This is a genomic window from Chryseobacterium viscerum (assembly GCF_002899945.2).
Lineage (GTDB): Bacteria > Bacteroidota > Bacteroidia > Flavobacteriales > Weeksellaceae > Chryseobacterium > Chryseobacterium viscerum.
This window is the reverse complement of record NZ_PPEG02000002.1, coordinates 37,109-57,864: the sequence shown is the minus strand read 5'-3', so window position 1 is coordinate 57,864 and position 20,756 is coordinate 37,109. Positions and strand designations below refer to the sequence as shown.

Here is a 20,756-nt window from a genome sequence, read left to right as displayed (position 1 = left end):
TTCCTGAATACCTTACCTTCCAAAATCTCTTACGTAAAGGTATAGTATTTAATGTCTTATTTCTCCCTTATTTTTTCTAAATGACTTCGAACTCTTCTTTTCCCTGTGGAATATGGAACATCAGTTCCAGCATCAGTTCTTCCCTTGTCTTTTCTTTAAAAAGAAAAAATGCAGGTTCTCCATTTAGTTTTTTATAGGTTGCCAATTTTCCGTTACCATAAATTTTTAATACCCTGCCTTCCGGCAATGGCATTATTTTAAACCCATCGTTGAAGTCTTCCAATAAGCTGTTGAGCCTTGCTTTTGCATCATCATTACCCAGATACATCGATAAAGCCATATTCTTTTCACGGTTTTTTATCAGTTCAAAGAAAGCATCATATTGTTTTGATTCAATCAAGCTGCTTATTCTTTTGTATATGGAATCCAGCTTATTGTTAAGATAAGATGTATCCTTAGAAATTGAAAGCAAGTCACGACTTTCTTCCCATTTCATCATTTCGTAAGGTATCTCAGCCTGAAAAGATGATGTATGGTGTAATGAAGGCTGTTTCTTTTCTGTTTCTTTTTCTGAAAACTGAAAATTACCACAGTCTTTTTCATGAACAAACTTATCATTAAAGACATCGAATAACTTAATGGTATATTCAAATTTTGTTCTTGAATCTATATATTGTCCTCCTGTAACAGGGAGAAGTTTAATCTCTATTTTTTGCTCCCCGGAATTGCTTATTCCGAAATTAACTGGAACATTGGGAGACATCTGCCCTTCGGTTTCCATGGCAATAACAGGGATATCATTCACCAAAACTTCGAATTTGCAATAAACAGCAGTAAAATCAATGGTATAGTAAGGTTCTTTAGCCATCATTGTTATTATTTATTGTAAAACATATCCAGACTGCGGTAAGAAACCCATTCTTTGTATTTTGGGCTTGTTTTATCTAAAGCAAAGATCTTTAATGTATTTTCATTAGGTTTCTTAGAAAGATTAACGGTGTGAATGGTAAAGAATGTTGTTTTAGCTTCTTTATCTTCCCAAACCTGCACTGTTTCTTCTATATGATCTGTTTTGAATTCTCCGTTTTCATCAAGGAAAATAGGTCTTTCTTTTGTATTTACTTTTTTATCTGAAAAGTCTGCTTTATGGCCTGCTTTTTTTTCAATAGCGCTCAGAATAGCATCTGTATTCGGGTTGTTCTGTAGCACCATTTCGTAGCCCCATACTTTTTTATCGTTCTTTGAATAAAGAACGGAAACGTCATCCGTAGCAGATTGTAAGCTGTTATTAAATAACGACAGGTTCAGATTTTTATCTTTGGGAAATTGAAATTCAACATAATCTACTGAGGTATTAAAATCCCCTGAAGCATTGTCATTAACAGTTAATCCAATTCCTTTAAGCAGGTCTTCTCCGTTGGTTCCGAATTTAAGATCTTTAAAATCCATTTTTCCCTGGGCCTGGTTTGCTGTTTTACTGGTTACATTTGTTTGGGCTGTCTGTGAAACAGATTTGCCTGTTCCTTTTTCCTGACAGTTCATGAGAACAAAACTCAATACGATCTGGCATATAACAATCTTTTTCATTCAACTTTTTTATTTAATTTTCTTCTTTATTATATAGACTATACGGATAGCTTTCTACTTTCTTATTATTTTTTATTCTGAATTTCAAGTATTCCGAATATTTTGTAGTCTGCGTGGCATTAATGATCAGTGTGGTAAAGTTAGTATTTAAACACAACAGATCTGATTCTTTTGTTTTCTCTCCTTGTATTTCGGCATTCCCACTATTCAGAATAAAAATCTTTCCGGATTTTTCCCAGATGATATTCCGCTCTCCTTCATTTCCTTTATCAAAAGCTGGTGTTCCTAATTTTTTAAGAAGCAGTTTTTCAAGTTTTTCACTTTCCTTCTGCGTATACAGATGGATTTTATATCCGTTGATATCTTTTGAATCTCCCAAAAGCTCAAGGTAGTTTTTCCCGGCATATGTTGCAGAATTACTTCCAATTTCATTCGCAAAATACTGTCCATACAGGCTAAAAGCATTCATATCTTTTAGCTGATAAGCAGTAAGATTTTCATCTAATGTAGATTTTTTCTCTGTATAGTCAATACCACTTACAATCTTTTCCTTTTTCGTGGGGAAAAGAACATTGGATAGATCCTCTTTTGCACTACTGCATGATATAAACAAGGACATGATTACAAGTAGAAACATATTTTTATTTTTTCTTTTTTTCCCAAAGTAATATTTTGTTGTCATAACCTACTAATTCTGCTAAATATTTCATAATGTCGAATCCGTCAAAAAATGTACGGGTTCTGTTGTAATTCACCGGAGTCCAGTCTGAGCTTACTTTTTTATAGGTAAATCCGGCTTTTACCATTACCACTACCGTTCCTACACATGGGTCTATGCTTAAGCTCGGAATATAATAAATTCCTGCGGTAGAATCATATTTTAATTTGTGTCCTGAAGTAATTCCCATCGTAGCTCCTGCAGTCAGTTTTCCTTCAATATGTCCTTCCAGTTCCGGTTTTTTTGTTGTACCAATGACTACAAACATTCCTTTTAATTCGAGTCCTGATTTTAATTCAACCGTGATGTTTGAAGTTAAATCAAAATTCACTTCTGCTCCATCTTTAACTTTACTGAACGAGCCGTCAATAACACCATCTACTTTCCCTTTTACTTCCAGGTCAATGTACATTTTAAAGTTGATGACCACCTTTTCGGTTTCATATCCTTTACTTGCCCATTCTCTGACCATATTGAATATTTCAAGGGCAAGTACATTTCCTGTTCCTGCAGTGGCAACGGCAACTCCAGCCTGAACGATTAAAGCCAGAAGGTCAAAAACAATAGCGAGTTCAATTAAAGGTTTTGTTTCAATGAACAGCATCAATTTGGTTCCTATATCGGAATGGTCATCATTGATGTCTGCTTCCCATTCTGCTCCAAAATATAATGCCGGCGCATTTAATTTGATCTCAAATGGTAATTTTCTTCCTACTCCTTTGGATACGACTCCTTTTGTTTGCGAAGTAATCCCCTGAGACATTTTTTTAACCGAAGAAATAATAGAGAAAAGCTTACTGATCTTATCTTTATATTTCAGGGTCAGTTCCGGCTTGCAGTAATAGCTTCCATCTTTTTGTTTGTCATAAGAGGCTTTAAGCTCAACACCGAATTCTACGTCTGTATATTTTCCCTTCTCTTCATTGGCAAGGCTCAATGCTTTACCTCGAAGTTCTTTATGTTTATCAGGAGTCATTTTTTGCCACTTTATACTTAAGCTGTTGCTCAGGTTGATAAAAAAGGCAAATCTCCATTTGATATCCGGATATGCTTTTATTAATACGGTTGTCCGTTTTTCATTGCTGTAATATCTGCAGGTATGCACATGCATATGAAACTGGTTCGGACTGGTAGATGCAGGCCAAATGTATTGCATGACGGTCATTGATTGAGCATCCAGCCCAATTCCTCCTCCAAAATTATATCTGCTTAACGGAGAATATATTTCATAATTGAATGTAGGGGTTTGAAAGGTTTTTTTGGTATCTCCTTTATCTATTGCCTGCCCTACATCTACGATATAAATTTCTTTTTTATGTTTGTTTTTGGTGTCTCTGAAACAGCTGTTAGTATCAAAACCTGTGACATCAATGATGAGTTCCTTTTTCGTAGCAGAAGTAGGGGCTACTACCGCATAGTTGATGGTCTGGGCATCATGGGCATTGAATACAAATGAGATATCTACTCTACGGTTGTTTTCGTAGTCTTTCTCGTTTTTGTATTTGATATTATCTCTTCCCATTTTATCATCTGTGGGATCTACTTCTCCTTTTCCTACTGAGATGATTCTTCTTGGATCTAATCCGCCGTCTGCAAAGAATTTCTTTACGACATCAGCTCTTCTTTGTGAAAGTCCTCTGTTGTAATTTTCTTTTCCTATAACGCAGGCATAACCACTGAGATTCATGGTAGCATCTTTATGTTCCAAAAGGAATTTGAGAACATTATTCAAAATTGTAACTCCATCTTTATCAATGACTGTAGAATCAAATTTATAAAAAATCGTTCTCTGAATATGTTCCTGCAATCCAGCGGAATGGATCTGTTTTACACCGTCTCCATTTTTAAAGACTGTAGCTATAGTATTGTTGGCTTTGCCGTCTTTTATCTCACTCTCAGTGATTTTGATCAACTCAAACTTGCATGGTTCAAGTCTGACGGAATTTACATCCGGCTTATATACTTTGGTTGGAGTCTGATTCTGGGCTCCATTGGTATTGGTAGTGACTATTTTGCTTTTTACATTAAGATAGATAGCATGCAGATCATCACCAAGTTTATCTTTAATATATTCTTTTGAAGCAATATCTTTTACTTTCACATAGAATTCTTCTACATTCTGAATGTTGTCTACAGAGGCCATCCAGGAGAAAGTATTCTCTATTTTCAGATTTACTTCACCATCTATAACGTCTACATTGTTGTATACATGTACGAGTTTATCTTTTTTTGCAGACTGCTGGTTCCAAAGCTCAATGATAAGGGAATTTCCATTGAGACCCTCTGTCATTAAGTTCAGGTGAACGATATGTCCGTAGGAAATATATTCAGTCTTTTTGTTGTTTTTGATGCTCTTGCTGTTCTTTTGTGTAGACCATTTGCTGCTGACAATTTTAGGTTCACACCAGCCTTTTACATATAATCCTGTATTATTTTTAGGATCTCTTACTCCCGAAAGACTGGCTTCTATATAAAAATGATAGCTCCCGCTGTATTGCTTGTCTATTAAAAATTTATATCCGCCTGCAGAAGTCACCTGATTGATGATAATTTTCCTGCTGTTGTTCTGCCTCATCCAGGTAAGAGGTTTCTTTTTGTCTGCATCTGTGGTACCCGGCAGCCATTCGTCAATACCGAACTGTACCCACTGATCAGGTTTTATCGTAACCCTTTGTCCTGATACAGACATTTTGGGATAATAAACTCCACTTACAACTTTTACTTTTTTAACGCCTTTTGCCATTTTTTATCATTTAGATTGCACTATCCTGCCCTCCTCCTGAAGGCTGCTCCTTATACATTTCCTCGGAATCTACCAACGGATTGATCTGCTGCTGGACATCTTTGTCTGCATTTTTAAAATTCTGCTGGCTGGCTTCCGCACGTTGTCCGTGGTCTATAATTTCAATGCATGGGGTACCGGCAATAGCACATACGGCCTTGCTGTCTTCTACAATGATATATCCGCCATTGCTGAGCTGTACTTTATCATAGAATTTCTGCCATTCTGTGACCATGATTTTGCAGGGCGGCGGCGGAACTCCCATTTTGGTACAGTTTCCGAATGTATTTTTTTCAAATGTGGCTCCTCCTATTTCTTTGGTCGTAACGATCAGTTTTTTAGAAGCATTTTTATCATTGGCATATTCTTTTTGGTGTGTAAGTACTTTGAGCTTGTCGGGAGCTTGCCCGAACTGGCATTTGCACATGGCGCCCTGTACTACAATATGTTTTTCTGCCATATTAATTTTATCTTTAGTGAAATGGTAATTTAGTTTTCATCAATTCCTGATACTGATATCGAAATCTTTTTTTCTTCCTGCAGCATGATGGTGCATTCCAGATAAAGTGATTCCGGCAATGCGTTTTCTTCTTTCATATAGCTTATTATTCTGAAAGATCCTTCTTCATTCATCACAGGTTCATCTTCTACAATCAATGAAAAAGGAGATCTTCTTATAAAGTCATCAATATCTCTTTCGTCATTTAATTTTCCTGATCCTTCTATGGTGATCAGGCCTGTTTCTGCTTTTACCGGATCTGTTTCCAGTGTCATTTTGTACCGGGGTTCAATAGCGTTATCCACTACCGGAAAGGTTGTTGTCATTTCTGATCTATAATCCTGTCCGAAACTTTGGTGTACCCCAAAGAACAAAGCACGGATGAAGTAATCATTTTTAAGGTACAGATCAATAGCCTCAGGCTCGCTGATCACTCTTTCTATCTTCCTGCAGTATTCATCTACCGTTTCTCCATCAAATTCTTTATACAATTCTTCTTTAATCCCAGACCATCTTTTGAGAAATACCTCAGCATTTTCAACAGCTTCAAATTTTCCATTCTCGTCTGTACTGATCTGTAAAGGGTATAAAACCTTAGATGTTCTGTAAGCCAGCAAATCTGCAATCTCATTCACTTCTTCTTCATTAAGATAAAGGTTTGATGTTCTGTCTATCTCAAAAAAGTGAAGTCCTTTTTCCTTTTTCAGCCAACGGACTGAGGTTTCATATTTTAATTCGCTTTTATTTTCTCCTTTTTCAATGGTAATAACAACACTGTATTTTCTCACTGAACCTGCCGGCTGAAGGATCAGACTGTTTCCTCTTCCGAACTCTACCAATCTTCTTTTATCGGTAACTGCTGTTCGCGGTATAAAAAGCTCTTTCTGTCCGTTAAGATTGATCAGGATCATATCCTTAACAGTACAGAGATTGTTGTGGAATAACTTTAAAGCATCTGTATCCAGATTGTAAAGTGCCGCAATACTTTTTAAGGTTTCATCTTTCTGAACGGTATGTATGTTATATTTCTGCATAGAAATGTTCCTGCTTCAATTTCTTTCTTTATTCTATTTTATTAAAAATGGATAACCCTTGCTCTGTTTGGTCTCGGATCCATACCAATACCTTCTCTTCTTGCTGACCAGTGAAGATATTCATGGCGAAGCTTTCTTAAATCATCCTGTTCTTTTACTTCTTTCTGGTAAGCAGCATAACGGTCTTCCGGGATTTCGTTTCCGCCATAAGCATCACGCAGCGCTTTAAAATGTTTGAAGGAATAAGGTTTGCCATCTCCCATTACATAAGATCTGAGACGGTCTTTTATTCCTATTAAAAACTGATCATCCAAAATGGAATATTTCTCGTCTGTCAGTTTCTTTATGGTTATAGGAAGATTTTTATCTACACCATATTCCGCCATAAAATGCAAAGGAATGTAGCTGAATGTCTTCAGTAGATAGCGCGATCCTCTTAATGAAAGGTAAAATCCGGGCGTAATGGTAAGCTGCCCTTTTTCATACCATCCTTCGGTTTCAAGCTCTGTTTTTAATGCTTTTAATTTGGTACTGGTTGTCCATGAAGTTTCAACTTCTTCCCATGTTTCCTGTCCGTTTTCGTAAGCTCCGCCTACATCACAGTGTACACCGGGGAAGTTTTTTTCAGTTCCAATATGTACTCTTGTCAGGTCAAAATTTTCCCTGTGCTCATCTTCTGCAGTAAAGTGAATTACAGTCTGGGCTTTCCCGATATCATTCAGGCTCAGTTCTTCAACGTCATTGCTGAAATTGGGTACGGGTGAGAGGTATTTTGAATAGGAAGAAACGGTATCGTAAATTCCCAGGAATCTTACTTTTAAAACATCTACTTTTAGTCCGGCTTCTTCGAGTTTAAGGCCAAGGTGTCCCCATTTTGGAAGTTCTTCTGAACCTACCCCTTTTCCATCATCATCTGAATAGGTGGTCACGGAAACCGCTTCATTCGCAACTGTGCGGGAAGTGGCTTTATATTTTGCTTTTCCAATTTCGTATACAAAATTGCGGGCTGCGGCAGCGCCACGGCTGAAACCGAATACATCAAAAGTAAGCACGGCAATTTTATCGGCTTTCTTTTCTGCTTTAATGGTTTTTACCTTTTTTACGATTTCTTCACAGCCTTTTCTGACTTTAGATCTAATTCCGGTTTCGCCAGTTCCGAAAGCATATCCCAACGTAGCATCTCCTTCTTTATCCTGTGTACCGATACCTTCTATGTAAATACCGAAGTTTTTATCATAATTATCCCACATACGGGCTACATTACTCCAGTCATTGTTGTAGCTGGTATTGTCTGAAGATTTTCCGCCATGTTTTTTATGAGCATCCGTCCCTTTTTTTCTTTCGTCTGTATTGGTTTTATTATTCAGGGTTCCGTCAAAAAAAATCCCAATGGTAATATCCAGTACTTCCTCTTTGGATACAGATGGTGTATAACTTCCAAATTGATTGTTGTGCATAGTTCTCGTTTTTAAATTGACTGATTGAATGCTATCATTCTATCTTTCGGGATACTCTGATTTTTGCTTTGGTAACGGCCAGTTTTTCTTTTTCAGATTCTAAAGACACTAAGATTTTAGTATTGTCTTCGTTTACTGTAATGGTCAGATCAATGTTTTTGTCTTTTCCTAATTTCTGAAACAGATCAAATATTTCCTTGTCATCAAAAGCGTCGATCCATACTGCATATCTGTTGTTGTTTTTATCTTTCCAGTAAAAACCACAGAATCTTGGTACTGCTCTGCTTTTATAAGTATTCTCTTTTAAGCTCTGATCAAAAAGATTTTCCTGTTCACCGTTATAATTGGTAAACCCAAAATCGATCCATGTTGCTCCTTCAGGAAGAATCACGGCAGGTTTCCAGTTGTATTTTTCTCTGTAGGCATTATAAATATCTGCTGCAGGATAGCCTTCTTTTTCAATTTTCTCACGAACTTCCGGCTTAAATGTCTTATAAGACGGGTCTTTCAGCATTCTGTCTGCAAAGCCTTCTTTCAGCATATACTGAGCATTATCGTATGCTTTTTCTTTAGTAATAATGGTATCATGAGCCTGAAAAGCACCTATCTCTTTCTGGTTTCCTGCGCCTTTCATCCAAAGCACAACTCTTCCTTGCGGAGCTAATCCTACAACAAAAGAGTTGTAAGTAGATTTCTTTTTTGTGTCCTGATCTACAAATCCTTCATCAAAAAGGTTTTTTATCTTTTCTTTATCCAGATTCCATTTTCCGGTATAGAATTTTTTTTCTACCAGAGAATACCATGTGAATTCCAGCTCATGAGGAGCATTCATTCTTTCGGTGGTCACGTTCATAGTGCCACCTTCTTTACCCCATCCTGTATTCTGTGTTCCCCAGATTGCATCAAAGCTGTAAGTAAAACCATCGGCAACAATAGCTCCTTCATACACTTCCATCGGGTATTCCTGTGGGGCAGAAACGGTTCCCAGCCAACTGTATTTTTCTTCCATTTTTTTATTCTGACAATTCGTTAATGAAAAACACGCTATAAAAAGAATCAGCAGGTTGTATTTACTTATGACCATGGGACATAATCTTCTTGTTACTTGCTAAAACCAGATTTTCTTTATGGGCTTCCACATTGATTTTCTTTGCGATTTTCTCCACCTTTTTGCCTACGCTCAGATGATAAGAATCTTTGACTGTAATGCGCAGATTGGTTGCTGTCTTTATGATGGCCATATTAGAAAAGTTTTGATTTTTCAGCACTGTTGAATTCTACGATCTTTCCACTTTGCATGGTCATATTTTCCATTTCGCTGAACATGGAAATTTCACCTGCTATTTCGTTAGATGTTTCAGATTGTCTTTTGAATTCTTTTTCAATCATTTCTGTCCGGGTATCTGAAGTTTCTGTAATATCTCCTGATGCCGTAAGTTTCATATCTTTTCCAGCTATAGAAACAATATTGTCGTTGGCTGTACTGGTAATGCTTGCTCCTGCTCCTATTGAAATTTCTTTTCCTGCCGTGATATTGATATTATCGCCTGCATTTAAGGTAAAGTTTTTAGGGGCTTTCATACTGATATTCCCCTGTCCGTCCATAAAGTAGGTATTACCACTTGGATCAAGAATCGTTACGCTTCCTTCCTCATCATTCATTAGAATTCTGATTCCGCTTCTGGTCTGTATTGACTTCAGGTGATTGTTAACGCCTCCTCCTAAAGCAATTCCTCCATGGAACATTCCTCCCATTACAAAAGGTCTGTCAGGGTGACTGTGCACAAAGTTTACCATCACCTGGTCTCCCACTTCAGGAATGGCTACATAGCCTCTGTTTTGGGTAATCTGATCTGTTCCTCCTGCATCAGGACTCATCATACGGATAAAGTGAGTGGTATCGTTGGTCTGCCAGTCAAATCGCACCTGTATTCTTCCCTGTCCCTCCGGGTCAGTATTTGAGATTACTGTAGCAGTCTGCGGCTCAGCCTTTGGAATCGTAAATTCTGGTTTGGGAAGAAAGCCTGTATCTGCAGCAATTCCCACGAAGCTTCCATTATAGTGACCAATGGTATCAATCTCATGTTCTGCTTCTGTAATCATGATTCTGGTGAAATAAGAGGTTTCGTTAGAATCCTGCTTACGCATCTGTACATCTGCTACACAACCCGGATGCAGGAAAGGAACCGTTGTATTTCCTGAAGTGGAAAAAACATTGACCGCTTCACTTCCTGAAGCACTTTTTTGGGAGTATTCAACATCTAAGTGGGTAGAAGCTTTGATGGGAGCCATCTGTAATGCCGGCGTTTTATAAATAGACTCGTTATGACTGTATGCTGTTTTCGCCAGGTCCCCTACGTGTTTGATTGGCGTTGCACCGGAGGTCAGTTTTTCATTCCTGTTGCTGTTATACCCATAGTATTGCGGCTTGGTGTGTACTGCTTTCAGCTCAACTTTTATATCGTTGGCACTGCTTCCGTAGGTAAGGGTAATGGGTTTATTCTGAACGGGAAGCTTTCCAAAGTGTAAGACTTCACCATCATAGTAGAACTGCTCTCCGTAAGCCTCAGCCATTCTTGCCAGGTAGTTATAATGGGTTTCATCATACTGGCTGCTGTAGATAATTTGAGAAAAATTATTAGCCTCTACCCTGATATCGAAACGGCTTTTATCAATTCCCTGTTTAATCACTTCTTCTGCAATAATTCCTACGTTTACGGGCTGCGTACCGCCGAAACTCTGAATATGAGGTGCACCGTCCAGCAGGATGGTAGGACTGTATCCGGTAAGCACAATATTTCCTAAGCTCATTTGTTCCTGGCTGAATCCTACTCCGGTAATCACTCCTACGAAAGTTCTTTCAGGGCTGTTATCTATATCTTTATAGGAAATCACTGCTGTAAGTCTTTTTCCAAGAAACTTATTGGCATCTTCCAATGAATGGGTCTGTCGGTCTCCCAGAGTATCGTGTGCCAGTGTCAGCGTAAATTCGTGGTGTCTTTTGGTGCTTTGTTTAAGTTTGAAATGTTTATAATATTTGATAATTTTCCCTTCTATGACAAGAGAAAGTTTTACCAAACGGTTGATACCTGTATGATGGTTTTCGGAAATACCATCTGCATTCTGCGTGGGACGAAAAGACGTCGCTTGTGATTTTCCAGGTGTATTTGACATATTTTTTGTGATTTGATTAGTTTTTGTAAACGATTATTCAGCAGGGTGGAAATATACAAGGATAACCCAAGGATCCTGCAGAATATCGTTTAAGGTAAAAAAAGACCGTCTTATAAGGACAGTCTTTTATTTTTTGATCATGAAAGACTTAGCTCATTGGCCAAAGTCCATCATAAGATGAATTTCCATAAGAAATGCTTTCAGCACTTATGATAAAGCTGATCAGCATACTGTTGCTATCGATAGCATCAAAGTCTACTTCATGCTGAATTACATATCCGTTTTCCCACTTCAAATTGATCAATGTTCCTTCTTCATGAGACTTATTGAATGTAATCTCTCCGCTTGTAGGTTTATATTTGCTGTTTAATAAACTTTCTAAAACATCAGATTTTTCTGTTGCTTCAATTGTTACTTTAATCAGTGCGTTTGACGGATCAGATGCTACACGTCCTGAAATATCTGTAGATCTTGATACGCTGTAGTTAAGCTTTAATAACTTCTGACCTTCCCCTCCATTGAATTTTAAGATTCCTCTTGAATTTCCTGCCATATTCTTAAATTTTAATCATTAACAACTGTTCCCTGATATAGGATTTATAAAACAAAGATAGACTTCATGTTCTAATGTAAAAAGTTTTTGAAGCACTGTTTCAGAAATTGTAGTAGTTCTACGACATTTATTAAATTTTCGCAGTTGAAATTAATTTTAGAATTTTAAACTAACTTATTTTATTTTTCATTAAAAATCTTCTACACAGACTAATATGTAAAAGGAACTTCTATATCCCATATGATTCACTATTTGATGTCTGGCTTTCCATTTTTCAGCTGTATTAATGATGTTTGTACAGATACGCTGTTATCATAATAATAAGATTAACAATTATCATAATCATTAAGATGTTACTGTATTTTCTTTTTTTATCAATAAAACTCAACCCAAGGGTAAAAAAAAACAGCAGTAAGGTATATACCGCAGGATACATCTGAAAAGCTTCAGAAAACTTCCCTTCAAATACCAGGACAATTGCCCTCTGAGCCCCACAACCCAGGCATTCTACTCCAAGGAACTTTTTACTGGGACAGGAAAGCATGAAATCTTCGATATTCATTTCTGAGGTTTTAGATTAATCCATTCATTAAGAAGAGATTTTAGCTCTCGTATATTGGTGTGGGAAAAAGCAATTTTCCTGCATTTCAAAAGATCCCTGAACGGCAATGTATGGATTTCTCAGAATCTCTCTTGCTACAAAAATAAGGTCTGCATCTCCTTTCTGAAGGATTTCCTCTGCCTGCTCTATCTTGGTAATTAACCCTACAGCTCCCGTATTCACAGAAGCTTCATTTCTAACCTGTGATGAAAGTGGAACCTGATAGCCATCAAAAACCGAAATTTTCGCCCCATGTATATTCCCTCCGCTTGATACATCAACGAGATCAACGGCGTGTTCTTTTAAAACTTTCGCCAATTCAACGCTACTTTCAATATCCCAGCCGTTTTCAGCATATTCTGTTCCGGAAATTCTTACAAAGAGTGCGGTGTTTTCATTGAGTTCTTCATTGACTGCATCTACAATTTCAATCAGAAACCTGATTCTGTTTTCAAAACTTCCTCCATATTCATCTGTCCTGATATTGGAAAGCGGCGACAGAAACTGATGGATCAGATATCCGTGTGCCCCATGAATTTCAATAACATCAAAACCTGCTTTCACTGCTCTTCTGGCAGCTTTTTTAAAGTGCTGAACCATCTCCTTTACCTCATCTGTGCTCAATACATGCGGAATCCTTTCTGTAGGATGATAAGGAATAGGACTTGGTGCAACGGTTTCCCAGCCTTCTTCAATAGAAATCTGCAGGTTATTCCATGTTGAACCTTTTCTTCCGGCATGAGCCAGCTGAATTCCTATTTTGCTGTCAGAATTTTCATGAACAAATTCTACGATTTTCTGTAGCTTTTCCTCCTGCTCATCATTCCAGATTCCCATGCAGTGATTGGTGATTCTCCCTTCGGGCACTACACCTGTAGCTTCCACGAACAGCAATCCCGTACCTCCCTGTGCCCGGCTTCCGTAATGAACGAAATGGAAATCATTGGCCATTCCATTTTCACATGAATACATACACATAGGTGACATTACCCATCTGTTTTTCAACTCTACATTTCTGAATTGTATTGGTGTGTATAACATTTTACTTTTTTCAAAAAATTGAACATATTTACTGGAAGAATAAAATATTGTCCACCTCATTAAAAAGAACTAATTTTACCCCCCTTTTTTAGTTGACAATATATGAAAAAAGACATACAGATCAGTTACGAATATTTTAAAAATAGCAGTGAGCTGAGTGATATCGAAAATAAATTATTTGAAAGAGCCAAAGAGGCTCGTGAGAACGCCTATGCCCCTTATTCTCAGTTTTTGGTAGGCTGTTCCGTGTTATTGGAAAACGGAGAAATCTATTCCGGGAACAATCAGGAAAATGCAGCTTACCCATCGGGACTCTGTGCAGAAAGAACGACTGTTTTTTGGGTAGCAGCCAATTTTCCAAATATGAAAATAAAAAAGATTTTCGTGGTGGGTGGTCCTAAAGAATTCCATGAAAAAAATCCACCGATTCCTCCTTGTGGAGCATGCCGTCAGAGTTTGATAGAGTATGAAACCAAACAGGACGAGGATATCGACCTTTATTTCTCAAGCATGAATGAGGAGGTGGTAAAAGTACACGCGGTGAAGGATCTGCTGCCTTTTTATTTTGATTCTACGTTTTTATAAGACAAAGTAAAGGGCAAATTTGCAAAAACGCGAGATTTCCACCCCATGTCAAGGTTTAAAACCTTGACATGGGGTGATCGTAAAAAGCTTCACATTTCCAGCATAAAAAAAGCTGTTTCATACGTTGAAACAGCTTTTTTATTATTCTTCAGATTCTACCTCCTCATCTTCATCGTCTTCATATTGCTCCAGATAATAACTAAAGCTAAAGTCTTCCACTTCTTCTTCAGCATCTTCAAGAGTCGTCAGCAGGTCTTCAAAAATCTCAAGCTGATCTACGGTCATATTTACGAATTCGATGTGGAGTGGCATTTCCACATCCCCGGTAATGCTATCAAAAAGCGCATCAAGATTATCACCAAAATGTTCAGGAAGTTGAATTTTTTCCTTTAACTGGGTGTAAAAATCTTCATAGTCGCCTATGTCTGTAAAATCGATATATACTGTCTTCATATAGAACTAAATTTCCAATTTTTATTGATTAAAAAAGTTTTGCATTTTTTGCAGAAATCCGTTTCTTCATTGGTGGGATTTTTGCCTTCTGCATCTCTCATAAAACACATTTTTTCAGGGCAATGTGGCAGCCCTTGTGTATGACCCAGCTCATGAATGGCTATTTTATAAAACTGCTCATCCTGGTTTTCTTTGCTTAGTCTGAATTTTGAAGCTACACAAGCTTTTCCCGGTCTATATCCCAATCCCATGATTCCAAAGTCTTTTATTTTTCCTCTGGTGGCACTGATGTCTTTTGAAGTTAAGCCAATCATAACAAAACCTTCTTTTGTTTTACTGCTTAAAAACTTAATGATAGAATCGGCCCGGTACCGGTTTCTCTCTTTATAATAGGTGTTTTCCGGAAAGTCTATGGCAGTCAGAACTTTTACATTCGGGTATACTTTCTTTATTCCTTCCGTTACTTTTTCTACACTCTCCGGTTTAATATCTTTAAACGGCTGAATGAGTATTGTTATGGCTGATTTTTCTACTTTTTTCTTTATTACACTCTGTTTTTCTGAACATGACAATGTCAGAAAGAAGATTACAATAAAGGAAAAGAGGTTATAATCTTTCAAAATTAAGATTTATAATAATTACAATGCAAACTATACATTGGTCATTGCGAGGAGTTATACGACGAAGCAATCTCAGAAAACATCCATAATATTTTCAACATCGCCTGTAAGATCTTTCCAATCAGAATTTATACTATTAATTAAATCCAGTTTCTTTTGTCTGGAACCAGCTTTTATCTGTTTTTCTCTAAATATAGCATCACCTATTTCCTGAAAGGATTCCCAATACACAAGTATATACAAATTATATCTTGAAGTAAAACTTTGAGAATAATATGACTCCTTATGTTGTTGAACGCGTTTGGGCAGATTTGAAGTAACTCCTATATAAAGAGTTGTGTGATTTTTATTCGTCATAATGTAGACAAAACCTGCTTTCACTTCTTTATCTTTTTATTGAGATTGCTTCGTCACTTCGTTTCTCGCAATGACCTGATGTTATTTATACACTATTGTTTTTCAAAGCTTTTGTAATGGTTCTTGGTAAGGTATACTTCGCCATTTTGAGTGTAGATGATACGGTCAGCATTTCTTCCTCCGCAATGATAGTTTACATCTGCTTCAAAATACTTTTCTCCATCCGGCAAACGCCCTTCTCTATTTCCGAATTTATCTCCGCCAATCGCTTTTCCGGGAAGTACATCACACAGGTTTCCCTGGGAAGGGTTCCAACCCATTTTTCTTGCTTCATTTTTGGTGATATAATAATCTGGCAGCTTATGATTCTGTTTCACATAGCCGATTACTGTCTTTTCTTCTGTCAGCTGATCAATAGAAACTTGAGCAGAAGAATTTCCGGCACTGTACTGGCTTTCCGAAGAGGTGCTGCCATATTGTACCGTTTCTTTTTTTACAGAATCTGACTGATCTTTTTTATCTGCAATAAAATTTTTGTAAATATACATTGCAGACATTCCAAAAAGAAGTCCCAGGCATATAAAAAATACAGATCTTATTTTACTGTTCATAACAATGGTTGTATTAATATGACGATTTTCCAATCCAGCAATGCATCTATTTTTGTTACATAATTACATTGCTGAATGGGTATATTTTATGATGCTCTCCACTCTTCAGGAATATCACAAACCGGAATAGGATCTATTTTATGTTTGGCTGCTTTATGCATTCTGTCGAAGATTTGGAACACTTCCTTATCTCTTCCTTCATAGTCGTCAGCTGTTTTTGTTCCGTATTCTTTCTGGATTTTTTCCAGTTCCGGATAAGTAGCACCAATTTGTTGTTCGTCTGTTCTGTCTACATCCCAGAGTCCATCAGTAGGAATCGCTTCCTGAATACTTTTAATAAGGTTTAACCCTTTAGCTAGTTCATATACTTCGGTTTTATAAAGGTCAGCAATTGGAGAGACATCTACTCCGCCATCCCCATATTTTGTGTAAAATCCGATTCCGAAATCTTCCACTTTATTTCCGGTTCCGCACACCAAAAGCCCGTTCAGCTGTCCGTAATAATACAGCGTAAGCATTCTCAGACGGGATCTTGTGTTGGCAAAAGCCAGTTTCTCATTAGGATACAGATCATCTTTTACATCAAATGTTTTGTACAATTCCTCAAACGCAGGAGTCAGGTCAACAGACATAATTTCTACATTCGGAAATCTGGATTTAAGGTCATTCATATGATCCTGTGCGCGGTCTACCTGATCTGCTTTCTGACGGATCGGCATTTCGATCAATAATGTTTTAAGCCCGGTCATCGCTGCCAGTGTAGAAACCACTCCTGAATCTACTCCTCCGGAAACCCCGATTACATATCCATTTACTCTTGCTTTTGTTGCATAATCTTTTAACCAGCTTACAATATGATCTATCACTTTTTGTGTCTGCATCGTTTATATTTTTTTAGTCTATTCCAAATTCCTGAGGGTATTTCACCACTCCTTTTTTATTTTTTAATCCGTCTTTTACCAATTCTACAGCCATTCCGTTTTCTTCCGGAATATCGAATGGAAAAGAAATCCCAAAATTACTTGTTTTTTTGTAATCAAAGCGCGGATAATATTTTTCATGTCCAATCAATATTACAGATTCATATCCTAATTCTTTTGCGATATGATGGCCCTGAAGAATCAATTTCGCCCCGATTCCCTGATTTTGAAACTCCGGTTTTACCGAAACAGGTGCCAGTGCAAGGGAATCAAATGATTCTTTATCATTGATAATTTTAATTTTTGTAAACAGAATATGTCCGGCAATGTTACCATTTTCATCTTCTGCGACTAATGATAATTCAGGGATAAATGCTTCAGATTTTCTTAATTTTTCCACCAGAAATTGTTCCTGATGATCACTGTGCTCCATTTCCCTAAAGGCTTCTTCTGTAAGCTGAAAGACCTGTGGATGATCTTTTTTTTCTTCCTGTCGTATTGTTATCATCTTTTTTTATATTTTTCGCGCTTCAGTTCGTACCATGAGCACATCACGCCATCTTCTTCAAATTCTCCCATATTTTCAAAACCCAATTTCCCAAGAATATATCTTGAGCCTGTATTTCCGGAATCGGCATAAGCATAAATTACATTTGCATTTAGCTCAATAAAACCATATTCAAGTGTTCTTTCAGTGGTCTCAGTGGCATATCCTTTTCCCCAGAACTCTGGAATAAAACGATATCCCAATTCCAGTACATTTTTGTAACCATTGATAGGTTTTGTCAGTAATTTTAAACCACACCACCCTATCAGCAAGCCGCTTTCTTTTTCAATAACAGCAAGCCTTCCCACACCATTTTCTTCATATTGCTTCTGAATCATTTGAATCATTTCTTTCGATTCTTCTTTTGTGGTCACAGGTTTACCCAGATATTTCATCACCTCAGGATTGGAATCCAAAAGAAAAATACGTTCTACATCTGCCTCTTCCAATTTTCTTAAAATAAGTCGTTGGGTTTCTATTTTCATACTCATTAGTTTTATTCTCCAGCTCCAAAAATGGTGACCTCCGTTTTTGTTCCTTTCTTAATATCTGTTTCCTTTATTTTATTCCCGGCTACATTCAATGTTTGTAAGAGCTGATTCCCGGAAATATCAATTTTTTGAAGCTTATTATGTTCTACATTCAGTTTTCTTAATGCTTTAAACTGAGTCAGGTCAATTGTTTTTAATTGATTTAAAGATAATGTTAATTGATCAATTTTCGGAATTCCTGTCAGCGAAATACCTTCCAACAGATTATTATCCAGGTATAATGAACTTAAATGCTTCAGGTTTTCGGCTTTGAATGAAGAGGTTTTACATCCTGTACACGAAAACAATTCCAGTTGGTCCAGGTTGCTTATCACCATATTGGAGATCACATTATTATCCAGGACAATCATTTTTACATTTTTAAAAAAGTGCAGATCTTCCGTGGAAGTAATTCCCTTTTGAACAAGGAACAAATTGGTAACCGGAGAAGCTTCCGGAGATTCCAATATTCCATTTTTATTCAGATCAAAATTTTCAAGAATTGCTTTTTCAAAGTTTTTATCTTTAAACTCAATCTTTTGCCCATAATAAAAAGAAAGTCCCGAAATAAGGCAAAAGGCTATAAATATTTTAATTTTCATCATGAATTGTGTATTTAATCCTTATTTTTGTCAACTTAAATTCCATGTAAAAATAATGAAGATTTTTAGATATATTGCGCTTTCTTCTGTTTTAGCTGCCGGACTTGTTTCCTGCAAAAAAGAAACTGAAAATCAATGGAAGGTAGAAGTCAAAGAAACTGCCGAAAAAGTTGACATCACTGATATTTCCAAAGAATTTTACAACCCGAATGTTCCGTTGGATCAGTTTAAAGCTCAATTCCCATGGTTCCAAGGAAGTGTTTCTGATTCCGATTTTGGAAAGAGAAGAACTGATGCTGAAGAGATAAAAATCTACAAGGAGGCCATCGGAAAAATAGATCAGACTAAACTGCAAAAGGAACTTCAGAGTTTATTTTCACATATTAAATATTACTTCCCACAGTTTAAAAGTCCAAAGGTATATCTGTTTTCATCTGCTCTACAGATGGTGCAGGATCCTATTTTTTATGATCAGAAAGGAAATCTGGTATTTATAGATGTTACCGGTTTTATGGGAGACGGAAATGCTCATTATAAAGGATTGGAGTTGTATTTCCAAAAATCGATGAATCCGCAAAATATTGTCCCGAAAGTGTCACAGCTTTTTGCAGAAAATATCGTAACAGAATCTCCTGATCATCAGAAATTTATTGATCAGATCATTCTGAATGGAAAAGTAATGATTCTTCAGGATGCTTTTCTTCCGGATTTTCCGGATTATCTGAAAATGAATTATACTAAGAAGCAGTATGAATGGGCAACAGGCAATGAAGCGAATATCTGGAATTATTTTGTAGAAAGCAACCTGATCTTCGGAGATGATCCGAGACTTGGAGAGCGTTTTATCTCGCCGGGACCTTTCTCGAAATTTTATACGGAGATCGACAACGAATCTTCCCCACAAATCGGAATTTTTACAGGTTGGCAGATCTGTAAAGCATACCTTAAGGAAAAACCAGAAACGAAGTTAACAGCTTTCCTGAAAATGGATGCCACCACCATTTTTAATCAATCCGGTTACAAACCAAAGTTAAAATAATTTTATAAAATTAAATATCAACATCCTTTAGCACAAGTTAAAGGATGTTTTTTTTTTGACGAATAAATACAAACATATTACCTTGTATTGCATATTACCTTTTTATTGTATAGATTTGTGCTAAATAAATCACACATGAAAAATATTATCGATATTCAAAACTTAAATTTTGAATTTTCAAAACAAAAGAAAATTTTGAAAAACCTCAATATTTCGGTACCTACGGGTAGTATCTTTGGTTTTCTGGGAGCCAATGGAGCGGGAAAATCCACAACAATGAAATTATTGATTGGCAGTATTCCGGACGAAAACAACCGCATACAGGTTTTCGGAAAAAATCTTTCTACCCTTTATCCGGACGGCTTCAATAAGATTGGTAGTCTTATAGACAGTGGAGCCTATTATGATCATTTATCCGGATGGGATAATCTGATGATCATTTCCAGACTAAGATATTTACCTGAGACAGAATGTGAGCGAGTACTGCATCTGGTCAATTTATGGGAAAGCAGAGATATTAAAATGAAGAAATATTCTTTGGGAATGAAACAAAGACTTTCTATTGCTATGACACTTTTGGGAAAACCTGAACTTTTGATTCTGGATGAGCCTGTGAATGGTTTGGACCCCAACGGAATGCTGGAAATACGTGAGTTATTAATAAAGCTGAACAAGGAAGAGGGAGTGACGATATTTATTTCAAGCCATCTTCTGCAGGAAATTGAAAAAATGATTACCCATCTCGCAATTATTTCGCATGGTGAAATCAAATTTACAGGCAGCATAAAAGATCTGAATGAACTGTACCGATACAATCATATAAGAATTGGACTGAATCAGGCATCAAGGTTTATCGGTGAAATACCAGAAAATTATTCTCCAAAATTAATAGATGAAAACACGCTGGAAGTTACTGCCGAATCAAAGGAGGATATTATTGATCTTGTAAAGAAGCTTGTTTTGAACAATGCAGAAATTTTTGAAATCAAAAGCAGTGCTGGTCTGGAAGATTGGTTTATGGAAATTACAAAAAATTAAAATTACAA

The 20,756-nt window shown here is 36.8% G+C and carries 24 protein-coding genes; 3 read left to right on the top strand and 21 right to left on the bottom strand.

Annotated features, from left to right (window positions below; translation table 11 throughout):
- Nucleotides 1-76: 76 nt before the first annotated feature.
- From C1634_RS03925 to namA, 13 genes are all read right to left on the bottom strand, one after another.
- Complete coding sequence (locus tag C1634_RS03925; RefSeq protein ID WP_109737922.1) at nucleotides 77-871, bottom strand: hypothetical protein; 795 nt, start codon at nucleotides 869-871, stop codon at nucleotides 77-79.
- Between the two features lie 5 nt (nucleotides 872-876).
- A complete protein-coding gene (locus C1634_RS03920) occupies nucleotides 877-1,587 on the bottom strand; it encodes a hypothetical protein (RefSeq protein WP_123921374.1) in 711 nt (236 codons plus the stop codon).
- Between the two features lie 13 nt (nucleotides 1,588-1,600).
- Nucleotides 1,601-2,224 carry a hypothetical protein gene (locus C1634_RS03915; RefSeq protein WP_123921372.1) on the bottom strand — a complete coding sequence of 208 codons (624 nt, stop codon included), beginning with the start codon at nucleotides 2,222-2,224 and terminating at the stop codon, nucleotides 1,601-1,603.
- A gap of 4 nt (nucleotides 2,225-2,228) precedes the next feature.
- Complete coding sequence (locus tag C1634_RS03910; RefSeq protein WP_109737921.1) at nucleotides 2,229-5,048, bottom strand: OmpA family protein; 2,820 nt, start codon at nucleotides 5,046-5,048, stop codon at nucleotides 2,229-2,231.
- Between the two features lie 10 nt (nucleotides 5,049-5,058).
- Nucleotides 5,059-5,547 (bottom strand): DUF4280 domain-containing protein, encoded by a 489-nt coding sequence (locus C1634_RS03905; RefSeq protein WP_103231523.1) that lies wholly within the window; start codon nucleotides 5,545-5,547, stop codon nucleotides 5,059-5,061.
- A 29-nt stretch (nucleotides 5,548-5,576) separates the two neighbouring features.
- On the bottom strand, nucleotides 5,577-6,620 hold the full coding sequence (locus C1634_RS03900) for a LysM peptidoglycan-binding domain-containing protein (RefSeq protein ID WP_103231524.1): 1,044 nt from the start codon (nucleotides 6,618-6,620) through the stop codon (nucleotides 5,577-5,579).
- A gap of 41 nt (nucleotides 6,621-6,661) precedes the next feature.
- Nucleotides 6,662-8,077 carry a phospholipase effector Tle1 domain-containing protein gene (locus C1634_RS03895; RefSeq protein WP_103231525.1) on the bottom strand — a complete coding sequence of 472 codons (1,416 nt, stop codon included), beginning with the start codon at nucleotides 8,075-8,077 and terminating at the stop codon, nucleotides 6,662-6,664.
- A 34-nt stretch (nucleotides 8,078-8,111) separates the two neighbouring features.
- Nucleotides 8,112-9,086, bottom strand: a complete 975-nt coding sequence (locus C1634_RS03890) for a DUF2931 family protein (RefSeq protein ID WP_228409974.1) — start codon at nucleotides 9,084-9,086, stop codon at nucleotides 8,112-8,114.
- Between the two features lie 61 nt (nucleotides 9,087-9,147).
- A complete protein-coding gene (locus tag C1634_RS25865; RefSeq protein ID WP_153816338.1) occupies nucleotides 9,148-9,318 on the bottom strand; it encodes a hypothetical protein in 171 nt (56 codons plus the stop codon).
- 1 nt (nucleotide 9,319) lies between these two features.
- Nucleotides 9,320-11,251, bottom strand: a complete 1,932-nt coding sequence (locus C1634_RS03885) for a type VI secretion system Vgr family protein (RefSeq protein WP_103231527.1) — start codon at nucleotides 11,249-11,251, stop codon at nucleotides 9,320-9,322.
- A gap of 148 nt (nucleotides 11,252-11,399) precedes the next feature.
- Complete coding sequence (gene tssD / locus C1634_RS03880) at nucleotides 11,400-11,804, bottom strand: type VI secretion system tube protein TssD (RefSeq protein ID WP_103231528.1); 405 nt, start codon at nucleotides 11,802-11,804, stop codon at nucleotides 11,400-11,402.
- A gap of 283 nt (nucleotides 11,805-12,087) precedes the next feature.
- Nucleotides 12,088-12,366 (bottom strand): DUF2752 domain-containing protein, encoded by a 279-nt coding sequence (locus C1634_RS03875; protein WP_103231529.1) that lies wholly within the window; start codon nucleotides 12,364-12,366, stop codon nucleotides 12,088-12,090.
- Nucleotides 12,367-12,393: 27 nt separating this feature from the next.
- Nucleotides 12,394-13,446: an NADPH dehydrogenase NamA gene (namA, locus tag C1634_RS03870; RefSeq protein WP_103231532.1), complete on the bottom strand. Its 1,053-nt coding sequence runs from the start codon at nucleotides 13,444-13,446 to the stop codon at nucleotides 12,394-12,396.
- A gap of 102 nt (nucleotides 13,447-13,548) precedes the next feature.
- Here namA and cdd point away from each other — a divergent pair, with 102 nt between their 5' ends.
- Nucleotides 13,549-14,031 (top strand): cytidine deaminase, encoded by a 483-nt coding sequence (cdd, locus tag C1634_RS03865; RefSeq protein ID WP_109737919.1) that lies wholly within the window; start codon nucleotides 13,549-13,551, stop codon nucleotides 14,029-14,031.
- A gap of 141 nt (nucleotides 14,032-14,172) precedes the next feature.
- Here the strand turns inward: cdd and C1634_RS03860 are convergent, their stop codons facing one another.
- The 8 genes from C1634_RS03860 to C1634_RS03825 form a co-directional block, all read right to left on the bottom strand.
- On the bottom strand, nucleotides 14,173-14,484 hold the full coding sequence (locus tag C1634_RS03860) for a barstar family protein (RefSeq protein ID WP_103233961.1): 312 nt from the start codon (nucleotides 14,482-14,484) through the stop codon (nucleotides 14,173-14,175).
- Nucleotides 14,481-15,104 (bottom strand): Zn-dependent protease, encoded by a 624-nt coding sequence (locus C1634_RS03855; protein WP_228409972.1) that lies wholly within the window; start codon nucleotides 15,102-15,104, stop codon nucleotides 14,481-14,483. Before C1634_RS03855 ends, C1634_RS03860 begins: the two co-directional genes overlap by 4 nt.
- A gap of 72 nt (nucleotides 15,105-15,176) precedes the next feature.
- A complete protein-coding gene (locus C1634_RS03850) occupies nucleotides 15,177-15,485 on the bottom strand; it encodes a GIY-YIG nuclease family protein (protein ID WP_103233960.1) in 309 nt (102 codons plus the stop codon).
- A gap of 68 nt (nucleotides 15,486-15,553) precedes the next feature.
- Complete coding sequence (locus C1634_RS03845; protein ID WP_228409970.1) at nucleotides 15,554-16,072, bottom strand: ribonuclease domain-containing protein; 519 nt, start codon at nucleotides 16,070-16,072, stop codon at nucleotides 15,554-15,556.
- An 86-nt stretch (nucleotides 16,073-16,158) separates the two neighbouring features.
- On the bottom strand, nucleotides 16,159-16,953 hold the full coding sequence (gene nadE, locus C1634_RS03840) for an NAD(+) synthase (RefSeq protein WP_103233958.1): 795 nt from the start codon (nucleotides 16,951-16,953) through the stop codon (nucleotides 16,159-16,161).
- A 13-nt stretch (nucleotides 16,954-16,966) separates the two neighbouring features.
- Entirely contained in the window at nucleotides 16,967-17,500 is a 534-nt protein-coding gene (locus C1634_RS03835; RefSeq protein ID WP_109737918.1) for a GNAT family N-acetyltransferase, read from the bottom strand.
- Nucleotides 17,497-18,024 (bottom strand): GNAT family N-acetyltransferase, encoded by a 528-nt coding sequence (locus C1634_RS03830; protein WP_317047480.1) that lies wholly within the window; start codon nucleotides 18,022-18,024, stop codon nucleotides 17,497-17,499. The genes C1634_RS03835 and C1634_RS03830 overlap by 4 nt, the downstream gene beginning before the upstream one ends.
- A gap of 11 nt (nucleotides 18,025-18,035) precedes the next feature.
- The gene (locus tag C1634_RS03825) at nucleotides 18,036-18,674 is read right to left on the bottom strand and encodes a leucine-rich repeat domain-containing protein (protein WP_103233955.1); all 639 of its coding nucleotides are present in this window, start codon (nucleotides 18,672-18,674) and stop codon (nucleotides 18,036-18,038) included.
- 52 nt (nucleotides 18,675-18,726) lie between these two features.
- On the opposite strand from C1634_RS03825, the gene gldB reads away from it, so the two are divergent.
- Together gldB and C1634_RS03815 are read left to right on the top strand one after the other, a co-directional pair.
- The gene (gene gldB / locus C1634_RS03820; RefSeq protein WP_185145116.1) at nucleotides 18,727-19,710 is read left to right on the top strand and encodes a gliding motility lipoprotein GldB; all 984 of its coding nucleotides are present in this window, start codon (nucleotides 18,727-18,729) and stop codon (nucleotides 19,708-19,710) included.
- 135 nt (nucleotides 19,711-19,845) lie between these two features.
- A complete protein-coding gene (locus tag C1634_RS03815; protein WP_109737917.1) occupies nucleotides 19,846-20,748 on the top strand; it encodes an ABC transporter ATP-binding protein in 903 nt (300 codons plus the stop codon).
- The last annotated feature ends 8 nt before the right edge of the window (nucleotides 20,749-20,756 follow it).